Annotated in this window: 13 protein-coding genes; 11 read left to right on the top strand and 2 right to left on the bottom strand. The window is 38.4% G+C overall.

Features of this window, described 5'->3' with window-relative positions:
* Positions 1 to 267: 267 nt before the first annotated feature.
* Complete coding sequence (locus HUS24_RS07975) at positions 268 to 1,602, top strand: alpha/beta fold hydrolase (RefSeq protein ID WP_173911556.1); 1,335 nt, start codon at positions 268 to 270, stop codon at positions 1,600 to 1,602.
* A gap of 59 nt (positions 1,603 to 1,661) precedes the next feature.
* Here the strand turns inward: HUS24_RS07975 and HUS24_RS07970 are convergent, their stop codons facing one another.
* Positions 1,662 to 2,510 carry a class I SAM-dependent methyltransferase gene (locus tag HUS24_RS07970; RefSeq protein WP_173911555.1) on the bottom strand — a complete coding sequence of 283 codons (849 nt, stop codon included), beginning with the start codon at positions 2,508 to 2,510 and terminating at the stop codon, positions 1,662 to 1,664.
* A 151-nt stretch (positions 2,511 to 2,661) separates the two neighbouring features.
* Positions 2,662 to 3,681, bottom strand: a complete 1,020-nt coding sequence (gene nagZ, locus HUS24_RS07965; RefSeq protein WP_173911554.1) for a beta-N-acetylhexosaminidase — start codon at positions 3,679 to 3,681, stop codon at positions 2,662 to 2,664.
* Positions 3,682 to 3,874: 193 nt separating this feature from the next.
* Here nagZ and HUS24_RS07960 point away from each other — a divergent pair, with 193 nt between their 5' ends.
* The 10 genes from HUS24_RS07960 to HUS24_RS07915 all read left to right on the top strand — a co-directional run bounded on the left by HUS24_RS07960 (position 3,875) and on the right by HUS24_RS07915 (position 18,281).
* The gene (locus tag HUS24_RS07960) at positions 3,875 to 6,055 is read left to right on the top strand and encodes a carboxy terminal-processing peptidase (RefSeq protein ID WP_173911553.1); all 2,181 of its coding nucleotides are present in this window, start codon (positions 3,875 to 3,877) and stop codon (positions 6,053 to 6,055) included.
* A 217-nt stretch (positions 6,056 to 6,272) separates the two neighbouring features.
* Positions 6,273 to 8,339, top strand: coding sequence for a bifunctional diguanylate cyclase/phosphodiesterase (locus tag HUS24_RS07955; RefSeq protein WP_173911552.1), 2,067 nt, complete (start codon positions 6,273 to 6,275; stop codon positions 8,337 to 8,339).
* A 206-nt stretch (positions 8,340 to 8,545) separates the two neighbouring features.
* Complete coding sequence (locus tag HUS24_RS07950) at positions 8,546 to 10,135, top strand: peptide chain release factor 3 (RefSeq protein ID WP_173911551.1); 1,590 nt, start codon at positions 8,546 to 8,548, stop codon at positions 10,133 to 10,135.
* A 133-nt stretch (positions 10,136 to 10,268) separates the two neighbouring features.
* Positions 10,269 to 11,066, top strand: a complete 798-nt coding sequence (locus HUS24_RS07945) for a hypothetical protein (RefSeq protein WP_173912516.1) — start codon at positions 10,269 to 10,271, stop codon at positions 11,064 to 11,066.
* 93 nt (positions 11,067 to 11,159) lie between these two features.
* The gene (locus tag HUS24_RS07940) at positions 11,160 to 12,149 is read left to right on the top strand and encodes an RsiV family protein (protein WP_173911550.1); all 990 of its coding nucleotides are present in this window, start codon (positions 11,160 to 11,162) and stop codon (positions 12,147 to 12,149) included.
* Between the two features lie 21 nt (positions 12,150 to 12,170).
* The gene (locus HUS24_RS07935) at positions 12,171 to 12,995 is read left to right on the top strand and encodes a TatD family hydrolase (protein WP_173911549.1); all 825 of its coding nucleotides are present in this window, start codon (positions 12,171 to 12,173) and stop codon (positions 12,993 to 12,995) included.
* Between the two features lie 123 nt (positions 12,996 to 13,118).
* Positions 13,119 to 15,875 carry an aconitate hydratase AcnA gene (gene acnA / locus HUS24_RS07930; RefSeq protein ID WP_173911548.1) on the top strand — a complete coding sequence of 919 codons (2,757 nt, stop codon included), beginning with the start codon at positions 13,119 to 13,121 and terminating at the stop codon, positions 15,873 to 15,875.
* A 106-nt stretch (positions 15,876 to 15,981) separates the two neighbouring features.
* Positions 15,982 to 16,755, top strand: coding sequence for a hypothetical protein (locus HUS24_RS07925; RefSeq protein WP_173911547.1), 774 nt, complete (start codon positions 15,982 to 15,984; stop codon positions 16,753 to 16,755).
* A 59-nt stretch (positions 16,756 to 16,814) separates the two neighbouring features.
* On the top strand, positions 16,815 to 17,582 hold the full coding sequence (locus HUS24_RS07920; protein ID WP_173911546.1) for a ThiF family adenylyltransferase: 768 nt from the start codon (positions 16,815 to 16,817) through the stop codon (positions 17,580 to 17,582).
* A 177-nt stretch (positions 17,583 to 17,759) separates the two neighbouring features.
* On the top strand, positions 17,760 to 18,281 hold the full coding sequence (locus HUS24_RS07915; protein ID WP_173911545.1) for a hypothetical protein: 522 nt from the start codon (positions 17,760 to 17,762) through the stop codon (positions 18,279 to 18,281).
* Positions 18,282 to 18,387: the final 106 nt, after the last annotated feature.

Raw genomic sequence — 18,387 nt, 5'->3', positions numbered from 1 at the left:
AATGCCAAAGCAAGGAAGTCTGATTCGTAAATAAAAAAGAAAATGCAAGCGAAAACGCAGGCTTGTAAATATTTTGCAATGGTTTTTTGCTTTAAAAATGATAAGCGGTCATTTCAGCAATTGCGTAGAATTCACATATCTGTATAGAATGAAACTATAAGGACATTGAAATGATACAAAAGTAGGTCTGTATCACGATTTGATAAAACAACGCGAGCGATAATAATCTTGCAGACTAAAAGAATAAAGCAAGGATGGAGGAAGGATATGAATTCCATTATCCAGATGGACTCAGAATTAAATCAAAATTTTACAAATTTTGGTTTTTTCGATATTTACAATAAAAATAGTTTCAAGCAACCCGCCCGTACAACATGGATTGACGGTTGGAAAATTGAATATATGGCGATTGCTGATCCACAGACAATTCATAATACGCCTATTGTAATTATCGGTGGTGCTTTTCAAAATTTTAACTCCTACAAATATTGTGTAGAACAGTTTTTTGAAAGCGGACCTGTGATTTTAATTGACCTCCCGTCGATGGGAGCTAACCAGCAGATTACCAATGTCGATACGGGATTATCCGCAGGCACTTTAGAGTTACCTGATTTATCACTTATGCTGGGTCAGTGGTTTGATATTGTTGGTATTCCGAAAGTTGATGTTGTTGGTATTTCCTTGGGTTCTGTGATTGCGTCTTTTTTTGTAGAGCAACGCCCTGAACTGGTTGAAAAAATGATCCTGATGGGGGTGATGCAAAAAACCCGTAAAAGCTGGCGTATGCTTCTTGAAGAGTCTTTGATGTTGATGAAAGAACAGCGCATGGATGAGTTTGGTCAAGCTGTGATTTTATATTTGGTCAATCATGCCAAGCTCGACAAAACACGGATGTCGCCCACAGCAAAACGTCTGTTCTTTAAACAAATGGCTGAGTTTTCTGCAACCGAACAAGAACGTTATGAAATTAACTGCAATCGTTTGTTGCGCTTGTCCAATGTTCCCGTGCCACAGTGCGATACATTAGTTGCTTGTGGGCAGTATGACAGTTTTACTTTACCTCATGAAAATGCAGCTTTTGCCTTGCAATGTCCAGATATGCAATTTGCTATGATTGCCAATGCTGATCATGTGCCACAGTTGCAACGCCGTAAAGAAACCATGACTTTATTTACCACCTATTTAAAAGGTGAGTCGATTGATGGTTTGGATGGCATTATTAATTTAAGTCGTGAAGATATGCAGAATATGGAGCGTCGTGGTGAAGATCGTATTCAGCTTCAGCAAGCTACACGTAAAATGATGCACCGACATTTACCACGTGAGCTGACAGTTACGGTAGATGATCTGAATTATTTTGGACTTTCAATGACAGTAAGTTCAGAGGATGCACAATTTGCACAACAACATACACGTGATTTGGCATTGATTTTAAATGATGAACAAGGCGAGTTTGCCATTGAATGTTTGATCTTTGAAACAGGTGAAAATCACATCCGAGCATTATTTAAACATGGCAGTTTTGAAAATGCAGATCGTTTACTTAAATTCATTGCAGCAGAACGTGCAATGTTAGATATTGAAGAATGTGAAAACGTTTAATATTTTCAAATCATTAAAAACCAGTCAAATATGACTGGTTTTTTTGTGCATAAAATTAACTATTTTTCAGCATGAATCATCCACACTAAGTCACCTAAATGTTCCTCAGCATTGCCATTTTTAGCTTGTTTTTCTGGGAAATAAAGGCTCGGTTGAATGACCTCAACTTGGTTAAATCCTGCTGTTTGGAAAAAATCTCGGACTTCTTGAGGCGTTTGAAAATGGAAACTAAATGCACTACGAGAAATCACTTTGAGTAATTTGCTACTGTTCCAAATGACAGATGCCAGTTTGTTTTTGGTCGGTTCTGGATAAATGTCGGTGAGATAATGCAGTACCGCAAAGTCTTGTCCATAATGCACAATCGACTTTAATAACTGTTGTAATAAATCTTTCTCAAAATAGTTGATCAAACCTTCACTGATCATGACGAGTGGTCGCTTAGGATCAAACACGGCAAAAGCATTTTTAAAATCCTCAGTAAATAAATCCACAGATAAAACATTAGGGCTTGCTGCATTGATCTGTTTTAAAGCTGCTTGTTTCGTTTTTGCCATGTCAGGCAGGTCTAATTCTCGATAATCAATTTGTGGATAATGTTCTCTAAACCACCAACCACGTGGTGAAAGTCCTGCTGCAATTTCTAATACTTGTAGATCAGGATAGCGTTCGATGAGTCGTTTGAGGGTGTCATCTAAAAGGATATGACGTTCTTTTAAAGTGGTGCGCATACTGCCACCCACATATTTTTCTGCCCAAGTTTCAACAGGATTGGCAATAAAAGCTAAGGTTTTGCCTTTAGATGTGGCAAGGCATGGATGGGAGATTCCCATTTGATACCAAATATATCCCGTATAATGTGCGGTAAATGAGATATGGCGATGTTTTGACAGGCTTTGATCAGTCATGGTTATCCTTAACGTTCTTTTTTCTAATTTGGAATTTATTTAGCAATGATTAAAATAATTAATCAAAAAGGAATATGAAAATTTAATAGTATGGAGTCATTCCTTTTAAATCCTTTCGAACCCTCCTTAACAGGAGGGCGCTTTCATCTTTTTAAAGTGAATTCTTAAATTCTTCAATGACTTTTTTGACAGATTGCCATTCTTCCCCCAAATCAAGTTGTTCACCAATTTGGATATTTGGAATTTTTCCACGCATACGTGCTAAACGTTCTTGATTTGGTAACGGTAAATTTTCAATACCTGTAAGTGCTGTGCATGCCGATTCACGATCATTACACACCAGTCCCATATCACAACCTGCATCTAAAGCAGCTCTGATCCGAGCATCTGCGCCTCCTGCAACACACGCTGCTTGCATACTTAAATCATCTGAAAATAATACCCCATCAAATTTTAACTCTTGGCGTAATATTTTTTGAATCCAATACGGTGAGAACCCAGCAGGATTTGGATCGACATTTTCATAAATCACATGCGCAGGCATCAAAGCGTCCAGTTGATCTTGTAGCTGAATAAAACTTTGCATGTCATTTTGATAAATGTCGTCATAACTACGTGAGTCGATTGCTGCTGCAACATGAGAGTCAGCTTTGACTGAACCATGTCCAGGGAAATGTTTGCCTGTGGTTGCCATGCCAGCACTTTGCATGCCTTTCATAAAGGCACGTGCAAGTGGCACGATGTCCTGTGCATTTTTCGCAAAAGCACGATCACCGATGACATCACTAATCGCATTAATATCTAAAACAGGTGCAAAGCTAAAATCAATCCCTACAGCTAAAACTTCAGTCGCCATAAGCCAACCACATTTTTCAGCTAAATCAAGTGCTTTTTCAGGTTGGCTTAAGTAAAGCTCGCCAAAATGCCCCATTGCTGGTAATAATGTAAAGCCTTGTTTTAGACGTTGTACACGACCACCTTCTTGGTCAACGGCAATCAAAATGTCTGGGCGAATTTGACGCATATGATCAGTCAGTTGGCGAACTTGAGCAGGGGATTGGATATTTCTTGAAAATAAAATCATGCCACCGACTTGCGGAGCTTGTAATAGTTGAATATCTTCTTGGGTAAGTTCTGTGCCTGCAATGTCAAGCATCAATGCGCCGATCATAAGAAATCCGAATTGTATTTATTTAAAAAGAAACAATAACCGAATTTTGCAATGATTTGCTACATTTTGTCAGTACAGATTATGATAAAACTACACGATATAAACAGATAAAGTTGTTTAAGATTTTGAATCAGATGAATTCATTTAAAAAACAGCGCTGAAATTGGTAAATCCAAGGAAGTACACACAATTTATGAAACTTCAAACAATCGCATGTGCAGTTGCTATCGCAACAGGTGGATTATTTTTTAATCATGCTATCACAGAGGCTATTGCCGCAACTGAATCAGCTTCTGTTTCAGCTTCTATTCAACCGACGAAAGAACAAGCTTTGGTGACACGCCAGTTAGCGACTTTGGTGGATCGTCAGCATTATTTAAATATGCGTCTGGATGCCAATACATCTGCACGTATTTTAGATATGTATATTGATAGCTTAGATCCAGATCATTCTTTATTTTTAGCTAGCGAAATTGAACAATATAAAAAGCAGTACGCTGCAAACTTAGGTGCCGCTCTAAAAGCTGGGGATTTAACAGGCCCGTATGCCATTCATGCACAATATCGTACGCGTTTAAAAGAATTTTATAACTATATGTTGGCGGAGTTGAAAAAACCGCAAAACCTCAACCAGTCTGATGTTTATATTGAAACAGATCGTGAAAAAGCAGCATTTTTTAACAGTAAGTCTGAACAAGAACAGTACTGGAATAAAATGTTGGTGTCACAGCTCATCAACTTAACCATTACCAAGCAAGAAGAACAGGCAAAACAGAAAGCTTTGAAAGATGATCCTTCTTTGGCAAATGGTCAGGATTTGACAGCATCTGAAGATTTAACGCCTGTTCAAACATTAACCAAACGCTATACTCGTCAGTTAGAGCGTATGGGACGTGTGAAGAGTGATGATGTCCTTGAAAAAATCTTAAACTCAATGACACTGACCTATGATCCACATAGTAATTATTTCCCACCTTTAGATGCAATTGAGTTGAATCGTCAAACCACGTTACAGCTTGAAGGGATTGGGGTGTCGATTCGTCCTGAACGTAGCAATGAAGATTACACCAAGATTGAAACCATTGTAGAAGGTGGACCTGCGAGTAAATCTGGGCAAGTGAAATCTGGTGACCGTATCATTGGGGTGGCGCAAGATGGCGAGAAAATGATTGATGTCATTGGTTGGCCTAGCTCAGAAATTGTCGGATTGATTCGTGGTAAGCGTGGCACCAAAGTGAGTATTAAACTCTTGGGTGCAGGGGCTTCGATGAATCAAGCGCGTACCGTGACATTAACCCGTGATGTGATTCAAGAAGAAGATGCAGGTGTGCGTTCTCGCACGGTTGAAGTGACACGTGATGGTCAAAAGCATAAGTTTGGCGTGATTGAAATTCCATCGTTCTATTTGAACTATCGTGCACGTCGTGCAGGCAATGAATATCGTTCTGTGGCTGAAGATACCAATAAAGCATTGCAGTCATTAGCCAATGATAAAGTTGAAGGGATTATTATTGATTTGCGTAATAACCCTGGTGGCTCATTAGAAGAAGTTGCAAAAATGATTGGACAAGTCGTTAAAGAAGGTCCAGTGGTGCAAATTCGTGATGGCAATGGTACGGTAAATGTCTTTGAAGATACTGACGGCGGTGCGCAAACCTATGCTGGCCCATTGGCAGTATTGGTCAACCTTGCATCAGCCTCGGCAAGTGAAATTTATTCTGCTGCGATTCAAGATTATGGTCGTGGTGTAGTTTTAGGAAGTACCACGACAGGTAAGGGTACAGCACAAGTTCAATTGGACAGTTTGGCCTATGGTCAAGCGACATTAACGCAGCGTAAGTTCTATCGTATCACGGGTGGAAGTACTCAAAATAAAGGCGTAATTCCAGATATTAAGCTCGTAGACATTTACGATGAAGAGTTTGGTGAGCGTAAAGCTAAAAATGCTTTGAAATGGGACACTATTCCAACTGCGCCATTTAAACGTGAAGGCATAATTCAACCACACGTTGCACAATTGGCTGAACAGTCGAAAGTACGTGTAGCCGCTGATCCTCAATTTCAATATTTAGCAACACGTAAAGCGATCTCACAACATACCAAAGATCAAAAACAGATTGTATTGGATATTGAGAAACGTAAAGCTGAGTTGAATGAACTTGAGTTAAAAACTTTGGCTGCGGAAAATAAACGTCGTGCTGAAACTGGCTTAAAAGCTTATCCAAATTGGGAAAGTTACCAAGCGTCTTTAGATGCATTGGCTGAATCTCGTGCAAAAATGAAAGCCAATAAACGACCAGCTTTGCCTGAAGAAGAAACCTTTGTCACTGAAGCTGCCAATGTCTTAATTGATCTCGCTAAGTTACAAAAGTAAGTCTGGCTAAATACGCTGTTAATTAAATATAAAAAAGCATATTTCGATATGCTTTTTTATTGTCCAAAAATTAATAATAACTTGACCTCTAACAAGATAATGCTATTTTAATCCTGTATTTTTCATTCTTTAAAAGGTGAACCTTCACACTATTTTACGTTGTAATCTGGACGATTTCTTATAACAATAGTCGGTTCATGAATGGAAGATAATTTTTATGAATTATTTAGGGGGTGAAGGCGGTCTTATTGTCGGATCGGTCTGCATTATGGCAGCGATTTGCTATATAGCGCTTTCATTAGAGCATTTTGTAAGAACACTCAAACACGCTTATCAGCAAATCATGCTTTTTGTGCTGAGTGGAATGCTCTTTGGTTTTGCGATTTGGGCAATGTATTTGGTTGTATTTTTTGCCTATCGTTTACCAGTTCATTACTCTTTTAATTTTAGTTTGGTGGCATTGTCCTATCTGATTGCAACTTTGGCCAGTCTGTTTGCAATTTGGTTAACTTCTCGTCCTATTGTTTCTTTTTTACGTCTGATTCTTGGATCAGTGGTTATGGGGCTCGGTGTGGCAGGCATGCATTATGTGGGTATGGCTGGCATTGAGATTTCTCAGCATGACGTACATTATGATGCAAGGCTGGTATTGCTCTCGGTGATGACACCGATTATTGGATGTTGTTTTTCGTTTTGGTTAGCATCTCATTATAAACATACGCTCAAATATCAAAAAATTTATAAAATTACCATCGCAACGATCATTGCGCTCAATATTGTGAGTACACATTTTATTGGAATGAGTGCTGCAACTTTACATAGCCTGCATGATGCAACGCATTTTATTGAAAATAATCATGAATCGGGTATTCCTCTCTTTGTGATTATTTTTATAAGTGTTTTGATTGTTGCGTCTATTTTAGCGGTTGCGATTTTGGATTGGCGTTTAGAAGAGCGCAATTTACAACTGCTAAAAGCGCACAAAGAACTTGAGAATGTAAATTTTCAAGATAATTTAACTAAGCTTCCTAACCGTTTGTTTTTACAAGATCATATCGAAAAACTATTTCAACGCTATAAATTAACTCATCAAAAATTTGCATTGCTTTATTTGGATTTAGATTTTTTTAAGGCGGTAAATGATAACTTTGGTTATCAAGTCGGGGATCATTTATTGGTGGCTTTGACAGAACGTCTGCAAAGTATTTTAGATGACAAACAGATTTTGCTGCGCTTAGGCGGAGATGAGTTTTTAGTCATCTTGCCTCAAATTAAAGAATTTCAACTGGAGAGTATTGCTGAAAAAATTTTAGTCAAAGTCCAAGAGCGTTTTTTTATTGAGCATAAACAAATCAATATTTCAGCCAGTTTAGGCATCGTGCTCTATCCTGATCATGGGCAATCTTTACAAGATTTGTTAATTCATGCGGATACGGCAAAAATGCTCGCCAAAGAACAAGGACGCAATACTTTTTGTATTTATAGCGCAAGTTCTGAACAATATTTTCAGCATCGTCATCAATCCAAACTGATTAATGATTTGTATCGAGCCGTCGATGAACAGCAATTTGTTTTATATTATCAAGCTAAATTTTCAGCAGATTATCAAATTTGTGGTGCAGAAGCTTTAATCCGTTGGCAACATCCAACGCTCGGTTTGCTTGCGCCGAACAGATTCATTGAGGCAGCAGAACAAACAGGTTTGATTATTCGTATGGGCTATTGGGCATTAGAACAAGCCTGTATGCAGTTGCAAGCATGGCATGAAAAAAAATTACCATTTTGTCAAATTGCAGTGAATTTATCAGCCGTACAGTTTGAACATAAGCATCTTGTTTCCACTTTAGAAAAATTGATTAAAAAATATCAAATTCAACCTAAAGCATTAGTGTTAGAAATTACTGAATCAACGGCAATGCATCATATTGAAAAAAGTATTTGCACCTTTGAGCGTTTAAGAGCATTAGGGGTTTTACTGGCGATTGACGACTTTGGTACAGGGCATTCGAGTTTTTTATATTTAAAAGATTTGCCTGTAGATGAATTGAAAATTGATCGTGAGTTCATTCGTAACTTATGCGAAGGTTCTAAGGATGAGATTATTTTAGAAAGTATTATTCATTTAGCGATTCGACTTGGATTGGTTGTGACGGCTGAAGGGGTGGAAACAGAGCAACAGGCAGAAATTTTAAAACGCTTAGGTTGTCAGCAATTGCAGGGGTATTTGTTGGGAAAACCGATGCCTATCCAATGTTTGGAAGCTAAATATTTTGCTGAGTCATGATGTGTAAAATAGACAGGATTTGTTCAGCAAAAATGATAAATTTTCCAAAAATAAAAATGCGTGTAGAAATGAAACATGTCTAATTTATTAGCGGATAGTCACGTATTCATATACAATTACGCCAATTTTTAATTTATTTTCTCTCACACAAAACACCTCAATTTGAAGTAGTGTATAAAATTGTGTGCCAATTTAAGATTTAGTTTATGTTTAAAGACCAATTAGCCAAAGAAGTTGCTGCACGCAGAACCTTTGCCATTATCTCGCATCCCGATGCGGGTAAAACCACCATGACGGAAAAACTGTTGTTATGGGGACAAGCGATTCAGGTTGCGGGAATGGTAAAAAGTCGTAAAGCTGATCGTGCTGCGACTTCGGACTGGATGGAAATGGAAAAAGAGCGTGGGATTTCGATCACCACCTCCGTGATGCAGTTTCCATTTAAAGATAAAATGATCAACTTGCTCGATACACCAGGGCATGAAGATTTCTCTGAAGATACGTATCGTACTTTAACCGCAGTAGACTCAGCATTGATGGTGATTGATGGTGCAAAAGGGGTCGAAGACCGTACCATCAAACTGATGGAAGTGTGTCGTATGCGTGACACGCCGATCATTTCTTTTGTCAATAAAATGGACCGTGAAATCCGTGAGCCATTAGAGCTGCTCGATGAAATTGAAAATGTGCTGAAAATTAAATGTGTACCTCTGACTTGGCCTTTAGGTACAGGACGTGATTTCGCAGGTGTATATAATTTAATCGAAGAAAAATTTTACGTTTACAAAGCAGGTTTTGGTTCAACCATTACGGATATCGAAACTCGTGAAGGTTATGATCATGCTGACCTTCGTGAAAAAGTCGGTGAATTGGCTTGGGCTGCATTTGAAGAATCTTTAGAATTGGTACAAATGGCAAATGAGCCATTGGATCGTGACGAGTTCTTGGCAGGTCGTCAAACACCTGTATTGTTCGGTACAGCTTTGGGTAACTTTGGTGTAGATCATGTCTTGGATGCATTTAGTAACTATGCACCACCACCAAAAGCGCATCCAACAGAAGTACGTACTGTGGAAGCAACGGAAGAAGGCTTTACTGGTTTTGTCTTTAAAATTCAGGCAAATATGGACCCGAAACATCGTGACCGTATTGCGTTTATGCGTATTTGCTCAGGTAAGTATGAAAAAGGCTTGAAAATGAAGCATGTGCGTATCGATAAAGATGTGCGTATCAGCGATGCTTTGACTTTCTTGGCGGGTGATCGTCAGCACTTAGAAGAAGCTTGGCCAGGTGATATCATTGGTTTGCATAACCACGGTACTATTCAAATAGGCGATACATTTACCTCTGGTGAAAAATTACAATTCACGGGTATTCCACACTTTGCGCCTGAGATGTTCCGCCGTGTTCGTCTAAAAGATCCTCTGAAATCCAAACAATTGCAAAAAGGTTTAAAAGAGCTTTCAGAAGAAGGTGCAACACAAGTCTTTATGCCACAAAATAGCAATGATTTGATCGTGGGTGCGGTAGGTGTGCTCCAGTTTGAAGTGGTGGCATATCGCTTAAAAGAAGAATATAAAGTCGATTGTATTTATGAGCCTGTCAGCATCAATACGGTGCGTTGGGTGTCATGTAGCGATGATAAAAAATTCAACGAATTTAAGAAAAAAGCCCATGATCAACTTTCAGTCGATGGTGGTGGACACTTAACTTATCTTGCGCCTAGCCGTGTGAATTTACAGTTGATGCAAGAACGTTATCCTGATATTGAATTTAGAGCAACACGTGAACACTAATCAGACATTGTGAAACACGACTGAATTTGCTAAAAACAGCTTCCTTGTGAAGCTGTTTTATTTAGCCCAAAATAGCGCAACAGTTTTGATAATAATGGAGAATGCAATGCACATTCAAAAACGATTTATGCTGATGCTTTGCATGGGGATATTTTTGTCAGCATGTGATTCAAACAATAAAACCGCACAACAAGAAAAATCTAAAGAGACTTCTGCACAACAACATAGCGTAGAAAAAGCAGAAGTTTTACCGTATTTAAATATTCAAGAAGCCAAAGCAGATTATGCTGTTCCATTTTGCGAAAAGAAAAACTGTATTGACATCGACATTCAAACTTTAAAAACGCAAGATAAATGGTTAAATAGTTGGATTGCTAATAATCAATCAAAAGTCATTCAAGATCAGATCGGTCTGAAACAAAATATGAGCTTGCAGCAAGCCGTAAATGCATATGTCAAAAAGTCAGATGCATGGCAAGAAGAATTTTCTAAAAATAAAGCTTATGAATTACACTTAAGTACACGGATGGCATCGCAGCGTAATCAATATGTTTTATTGCAGTTGTCTGTGAATACGCAACAGGCGGAAGTGGCGATAAAAGAACGTCAATACTTTTTTGTCGCAGATCGTAAGACACAGAAAAGTTTAACTATTTTAGATGTGATTCAATCTAAACAACAAAATAAACTGAATACATGGGTACAAGAAAAATACCAAGCATGGCTCAAAGATCAAGATAGTCTGGTACGCAAAGCAGCACCTAAAAAATTGTATTGGGGGCAGTCAGATTGGTTCTTTGATGGTGAAGGTATTGGTCTACACTATCGTGCAGGAGAAATTGTGGAAGATGGGAAACAGTTAGATATATATTTTTCCAAACAACAAACGCAGGAAGTATTGCAAGCACAAGTCTTTCAACACATGTTTTAAGTTCAGATACAAATAAAGATTGAGCAGCATGCACAGGAAGCATAAGCTAGGACGATGCCTTGTTTATTCAATATTGTTTTAAGGTTTTATAAGATGTTAAATCAGAAACGTACTTTGGTATTGTCCATTTTGATGGCAACTTTTGCATTATCTGCTTGTCAGCCTAAAGCAGATAACAAAGAGCAAAAGCCTGTAGAACAAAGCAGTAGTTCAGAAGCTGTGGATACGACTTTGACTTTGCAAGGGCAATCTGAAAAAGTGGCTGTTGAATTGCCTGAGTGTAGTGGAAATAGCTGCCCTGAGTTTTCAGTAGAGCGCTTACATACCAATCAGTTTGTGGTCGATAATATTATTGACCAAGCGATTTTGAAAAATTTAGATCAAATCTTGGATGTGGGTAATCAAAGTAAAAGTATTCAAGAGGAAAAAAAGAAAACTGAACAGCAGCAAAAACAAGATGAGCAGCAAGCCAGTAGCAGTGTTATTGCAGCCAATGCAGCGAAAACACCAGCTCAATCTATGGCAGATCAGTTAAAACCTTATGTTGCGACTTTTAGTGCTTTACAGCAAGAGCTTTTAAGTCTTGGTGCAAGCAGTAAAATCAGTGTGAGTGTCAGCCCTAAAATTTTAAACTCAACAGAACCCTTGGCAACAGTGGTATTAAATACCAGTAGTTATTTAGGTGGCGCACATGGCTCAGCGTCACAGGTGTACTATAACTTTGATTTGAAACATCAAAAACAAGTGGGTTTAGATGATATTATTCAGCCAAATCAAAACAAAGAATTAGAAAAGCTGGCATACGAAGCATTTAAAGTTTGGGTGACTGACAATAAGTTAGCCGATAATTTGCAAGAATATGAGCAAGTTTGGAAATTTAAATTATCCAATAATTTTTATTTAGGAAAAAATGGTTTAATTCTTCAATATGGAGAATATGAGATTGGTCCTTATGTGGTGGGATTACCTCGTTTAGAAATTCCATATACAGCCTTAAAAACTGTTCTCAAACAGCCTTATTTGCCTGCGGAATTGTTGGTAGACCAACCAGCGTCAGCAACTGTTGCTGTAAAAAATAAATAACACAAGAACGAGGACAAGATCATGTCTAAGTTGGCTTTGTTTGATACGCATACCCATTTCGATGTTCCTGATTTTGATCAGGATCGAGAGTCCTTGGCGTATCAAGCCAAAGCAGTTGGCGTAGACGCTTTAATTTTGATTGGTTTTGTGCAAGAGCGTTTGGCAGATTTAATCGATACACATCATTATTTAAATCAGCTTATACAAGCACCACGCAGTTATTTGGCACCCGGTTTACATCCTTTTTATATCGAACAACATCAACACGAACACCTCAGCAAGCTTGAAAATATTTTAAAACATGAAGACTGCGTGGCAATCGGTGAAATTGGTTTAGACACATTTTTAACGCAACATAAACAACCTGAACTCTTACAAAAACAAAAGCAGTTTTTTGCAGCGCAGTTAGATTTGGCAAAGCAGTTTGAGCGACCTGTATTGCTACATATCCGTAAATCTCATGCGGATGTTTTGGCGATGTTAAAACAGCATCAATTTAAAAATGGCGGTATCGCCCATGCCTTTAGCGGTGGTGTCGAAGAAGCCAAAGCATTTATTAAACTAGGTTTTAAAATTGGTGTAACAGGACAGATTACCAATCCAAATGCTAAAAAGCTGATCAAAGTGGTACAGGAAATCGGTGCGGAGCATCTGGTTTTAGAAACAGATTGTCCTGACATGACACCTTTATGCTGTCAGACTTCTGCTGAGCATCGTACTCGAAACACCCCAGTTAATTTGCCTTATGTACTTGACGGTTTGGCGGAACAACTTCATATTTCCTCTGAAATATTAGCGCCTATACTGTGGGAAAATTCATTGCACGCCTTGCATTTAAAATCTTAATTTTTTAAGCCTGCTAAAAATTAACCAATCAATAACACGCTTAAAGCTGAATTGGCTTACATTAGAATCATAGCAACTTCTTACGACTCAATAAAAATATATCTCGCAAAAGGAGCATCACCTATGGGCACATACAGCCAGAAAAATAGTTTTCAAGCCTTAAAAGATTTACAGGTTGGTTCAGCACACTACAAAATTTTTAGCCTGCAAGCAGCACAAACACAGCTCGATGATTTTTCACAACTCCCAAAATCATTGAAGGTGTTATTAGAAAATTTACTGAGATTTGAAGATGATCTCACAGTCAAAACTGAACATATTTTAGCTTTGGTGAATTGGCAGAAAACACAAAGCTCTGATCAGGAAATTCAATACCGACCTGCGCGTGTTTTGATGCAAGATTTTACAGGTGTACCTGCGGTGGTGGATTTGGCAGCCATGCGTGCAGCCGTTGCCAAGGCTGGTGTTGATCCTGAAAAAATTAATCCTTTGTCACCTGTAGATTTGGTGATAGATCACTCTGTGATGGTTGATTATTTCGCAACGCCACAAGCCTTTGAGGAAAATGTCGATATCGAAATGCAGCGTAATGGCGAACGTTATCAGTTTTTACGTTGGGGACAGTCTGCATTTGATAATTTCAGTGTTGTACCACCGGGTACAGGGATTTGCCATCAGGTAAATCTGGAATATTTAGCACAAGCCGTTTGGACAGCAGAACATGAGGGTGAAAATTTTGCTTTCCCAGATACTTTGGTGGGGACTGACTCACACACCACCATGATCAATGGTTTGGGCGTACTTGGTTGGGGTGTCGGTGGTATCGAAGCAGAAGCCGCAATGTTGGGGCAGCCGATTTCTATGCTAATTCCTGAAGTGATTGGTTTTAAACTGACTGGAAAATTACCTGAAGGGATTACCGCAACGGATTTGGTCTTGACCATTACACAAATGCTCCGTCAAAAAGGCGTGGTTGGAAAATTTGTTGAATTCTATGGCGATGGTTTAGCTGAGCTACCATTGGCTGACCGAGCAACCATTGCCAATATGGCGCCTGAATATGGCGCAACCTGTGGTTTCTTTCCAGTCGATGAAATCACTTTAGATTATCTCAGACTAACAGGACGTAGTGCAGAGCGTATTGCTTTGGTTGAGGCATATTGTAAAGAACAAGGTTTATGGCGAAATACAGGTGATGAACCGATCTTTACTGATGTACTAAGCTTGGATATGGGAACAGTTCAAGCCAGTGTTGCAGGGCCTAAACGTCCACAAGACCGTGTTGTGTTGGCTGATATTCCACAAGTGTTTAGTGCACTCATGGCATTAGATTTAAAGCCTGCCAAAGAAGACAAAGAACGTTTGATGAATGAAGGTGGTGCAGGTGCAGCAGTGGATGCAAAACAATCTGCGCTGCAAAATGATGAGCCGCATTGTGTGATTGATGGTAAACGTTATCCATTGGTAGATGGTGATGTAGTGATTTCAGCGATTACTTCATGTACCAATACTTCCAACCCAAGCGTGATGCTGGCTGCAGGACTTTTGGCGAAAAAAGCCGTTGAAAAAGGTTTGCATCGTAAGCCTTGGGTAAAAAGTTCTCTTGCACCAGGTTCAAAAGTGGTGACGGATTATTTGGCTGCGGCAGGGTTGACGCCATATCTAGATCAATTGGGTTATAACTTGGTCGGTTATGGTTGTACCACCTGTATCGGTAACTCAGGTCCTTTACCGAAGCCAATTGAAGATGCGATCCAGTGTTATGACTTAAATGTTGCTTCAGTACTTTCAGGTAATCGTAACTTTGAAGGGCGTGTTCATCCACTGGTAAAAACCAACTGGTTGGCATCGCCGCCATTGGTGATTGCTTTTGGTTTGATGGGGACGATTCGTAAAGACATTACCCAAGAGCCTTTGGGCGTAGATGCACAAGGTAAGGCTGTATATTTGAAAGATATTTGGCCAACCCAAGCCGAAATTGATGCAGCGCTGCAAAAAGTGAATACACAGATGTATCATAAAGAGTATGCAGAAGTATTTGATGGTGATGAAAAGTGGCAAGCAATTCAAATTCCAGACAGCCAAACTTATGAATGGAATCCGCAATCAACTTATATTCGTCATCCACCATTTTTTGATGGTATCGACCAACCTGCTAAACCGATTCAAGATATTGTAAATGCAAATATTTTGGCGGTTTTAGGTGATTCAGTCACCACGGATCATATTTCACCTGCGGGGAATATTAAAAAAGACAGTCCAGCAGGGCGTTATTTGTTGGCACAAGGCGTGGAGCAAAAAGATTTTAATTCCTATGGGTCACGACGTGGTAATCATGAAGTAATGATGCGTGGAACATTTGCCAATATTCGCATTAAAAATGAAATGCTAGGTGGTGAAGAAGGGGGGAATACGCTGTATATTCCGACAGGAGAAAAGCTTGCTATTTATGATGCAGCAATGAAGTACCAATCAACACAAACGCCATTAGTGATTGTGGCTGGGAAAGAGTATGGTACAGGCTCATCACGAGATTGGGCAGCGAAAGGAACCAATCTACTTGGCGTAAAAGCGGTAATTGCGGAGAGTTTTGAGCGGATTCATCGTTCAAACTTGGTTGGTATGGGCGTGTTACCTTTACAGTTTGTGAATAACCAAAATCGTCATAGTTTAAATCTCACGGGACATGAGCAATTATCGATTACGGGTTTATCGGATGAATTGCAACCGCATCAAAGTTTGAATGTGGAGCTAAAACGTGCAGATGGTTCAATTGAGCAGTTTAAAGTACTGTGTCGTATTGATACTTTGAATGAAGTGGAATATTTTAAAGCAGGCGGTATTTTACATTATGTCTTACGTAACTTGATTGCCTCATAAAATATTCAGTTCTCCAAGCCCTACCTAGAATGTAGGGCTTTTTTTTATCGGTTTATGGGCATGTTTGAGAACTAAAAGTTTTAAACTTAAGGTAAAGGAGTTTAAAGTGACTAAGAAAAATAAGATCTTAATGTTGTTAGTGTTATTAATGACCTCCAGTTTGGCATTTTCCAAACCAGAGCAAATCACTTTAAAAAAGCAGAATATTAGCGTATTACAAAACCAACAATTATGTGAACTTCTCAGTGAACATTGCCAAGAAAAACCAAATTGGGCACTCTATAAAACAGCACAACAACAATACTATTTGATTGATCATTTAAAACTCTATCAACTTAAAAATGAAAATAAAAACTGGCATATCCAAGCGAAATGGGATTTTTCTGATTATCCAGCAGAGACCCAAACACCGCATTGGGCAAAATTTCAACAAGATGATCAAAAAAACTTATCTATTTTCCCCAAATTATTTCCTGTGAGTGCGACAGAATATGCGATTGCCATTGTGGGATCATGGAGTGAGGGCTACTCAGGTGGTGGGATGGGAGAAGAAGTCGCAGATTTTTTAAAAATTAAAAATAATGGGCAATATATGCAACTTTTCCAAAATATTCCGCTGTCTATGTACCGTATGGTTCGTGCATGTTTTTCTGAAGCAGATTATGAAGAAGCACAAGGAAAATGTCATGATGAGGCACATTTAGCGACAGAAATTGAATACGTCAAATCTGGCACTTGGAAAATAAAATACTATTTTGAAATAGACTATTCTCCTGCATCTGATTCATTGGCAAAGTCTTTTAAGCAACATCGCGTTTTAATTTTAGACCGTAATCATGCAAATGCAATTCAACTTCCACAGGCTTGGTTAGATAATTAATGCTTTTTGTGTAAGTTGAATTTGTTAAACTAAGACAAATTTTTTTGTTTGATTTGATTATGATTGACGTACTTCAAAATGATGAATATGACCGCCGTTTTGCAGGAGTTGCAAAAATTTATGGTGATGAAGAATTTCAACATTATGAAAAAAGTCATGTGATGGTAATCGGAATTGGGGGTGTCGGTTCGTGGGCGGTTGAAGCTTTAGCGCGTACAGGGATTGGTGAGTTAACGTTAGTTGATATGGATTCGATTGCTGCATCCAATATTAATCGTCAATTGCCTGCGATGACTTCGACATTGGGACAAGAAAAAATTGAAGTGATGGCGGAGCGTTGTCGTTCTATTAATCCAAGAATAAAAATTAATTTAGTTGATGATTATCTAAGTCCTGAAAATATTAAAGAAATTTTATCAAATCAACCAGATCTTGTTTTAGATTGCATTGATGATGTCAAAGCCAAACTCGCACTGATGTTGCATTGTCGTTTTAATAAAATTCCGTTGATCGTATCGGGTGGAGCTGGGGGAAAATTAGACCCGCTTAAAATACGAGTAGCAGATTTATCCAAAACTGAACAAGATCCGATGTTGGCGAAATTACGCACCCAATTACGGGGTATGGGAATCTGTAAAAAGCCAAAAGATAAATTTGGTATTACTTGTGTCTATTCGATCGATAATCCATTTTCCAGTGCAGATGTATGTGCTAGTGCTGGTTTACGTTGCGGTGGTTATGGTTCAGCCGTGGTCGTGACATCGAGTTTTGCGATGGTGGCTGTGGCAGAAGTATTGAAAAAGTTGGATAAAATAAAATCTAAATAGAGAGTAAAAATGGCAAAGTTGATTATCAAATAAAACTAATACTCATTAATTTAAATCAAAACGCATTTGAGTTAAATCAATATGCTGTGGTTTGATAGATAAAAATTTTATCCATTGTTTTATTTGATTTATAAATGAGATACTTATGCTATAAAAAATTAGCATTTTGGAGGGGAAATGCGTTCCTTATTATTAGCATTATTTATGGTCTTTGCAGTGGGATGTAATTATTTTGTATCAACAGATCAAATTGCCAAAGATGTAAAAGAACAAATCCAACAGGAGTTTGATACACAGTCACAATTTAAAGATTATCATTTTAAAATTAGTGACTTAACAGTGATTAAACAACAAGGTAATCAATACAAAGGCTTAGCCGAAGTCATTTATGAAGGCAAAGTACACCGAATTTCAGTGAATATTTTAATGGATGGAGAAAAATATATTTGGGAAATACCTGCTGAAAACTTTAATTTTGTACGAAATATAGAACTTGAAAAGTATCAAAAAGAGTTGGATGAAAAACTACAAAATATTCAGCTTGAAGCAGAAGATCATCTTTCTTATTCAAGGGAAAATCAAGGTGCAGATGCTAAAGCCGATGAGGCAGAAGCAGTTTACTATTCCGAAGAAGATGTACAATCTGCCGCGGAAGAAGCTGCAGCAGCGGCAGAAGAAGTTGTATACGAGTCACAATAAACCTTACTGCTATGAAACTGGCTTTATCTGGATAGGGTCAGTTTCATTGATTCAAAATAATGAAGGTAAATATTTACTACTGATTTAGATATAAAAAAACTAAATA

This window comes from Acinetobacter sp. Marseille-Q1618, assembly GCF_902809855.1.
Classification (GTDB): domain Bacteria; phylum Pseudomonadota; class Gammaproteobacteria; order Pseudomonadales; family Moraxellaceae; genus Acinetobacter.
The sequence above is the reverse complement of the archived record's forward strand: the minus strand, read 5'-3'. Positions and strand labels throughout refer to the sequence as shown.

Coding starts and splice junctions, on each gene's coding strand:
- HUS24_RS07975 (WP_173911556.1), top strand. CDS start 268: ATGAATTCCATTATCCAGATGGACTCAGAATTAAATCAAAATTTTACA.
- HUS24_RS07970 (WP_173911555.1), bottom strand. CDS start 2,510: ATGACTGATCAAAGCCTGTCAAAACATCGCCATATCTCATTTACCGCA.
- nagZ (WP_173911554.1), bottom strand. CDS start 3,681: ATGATCGGCGCATTGATGCTTGACATTGCAGGCACAGAACTTACCCAA.
- HUS24_RS07960 (WP_173911553.1), top strand. CDS start 3,875: ATGAAACTTCAAACAATCGCATGTGCAGTTGCTATCGCAACAGGTGGA.
- HUS24_RS07955 (WP_173911552.1), top strand. CDS start 6,273: ATGAATTATTTAGGGGGTGAAGGCGGTCTTATTGTCGGATCGGTCTGC.
- HUS24_RS07950 (WP_173911551.1), top strand. CDS start 8,546: ATGTTTAAAGACCAATTAGCCAAAGAAGTTGCTGCACGCAGAACCTTT.
- HUS24_RS07945 (WP_173912516.1), top strand. CDS start 10,269: ATGCTTTGCATGGGGATATTTTTGTCAGCATGTGATTCAAACAATAAA.
- HUS24_RS07940 (WP_173911550.1), top strand. CDS start 11,160: ATGTTAAATCAGAAACGTACTTTGGTATTGTCCATTTTGATGGCAACT.
- HUS24_RS07935 (WP_173911549.1), top strand. CDS start 12,171: ATGTCTAAGTTGGCTTTGTTTGATACGCATACCCATTTCGATGTTCCT.
- acnA (WP_173911548.1), top strand. CDS start 13,119: ATGGGCACATACAGCCAGAAAAATAGTTTTCAAGCCTTAAAAGATTTA.
- HUS24_RS07920 (WP_173911546.1), top strand. CDS start 16,815: ATGATTGACGTACTTCAAAATGATGAATATGACCGCCGTTTTGCAGGA.
- HUS24_RS07915 (WP_173911545.1), top strand. CDS start 17,760: ATGCGTTCCTTATTATTAGCATTATTTATGGTCTTTGCAGTGGGATGT.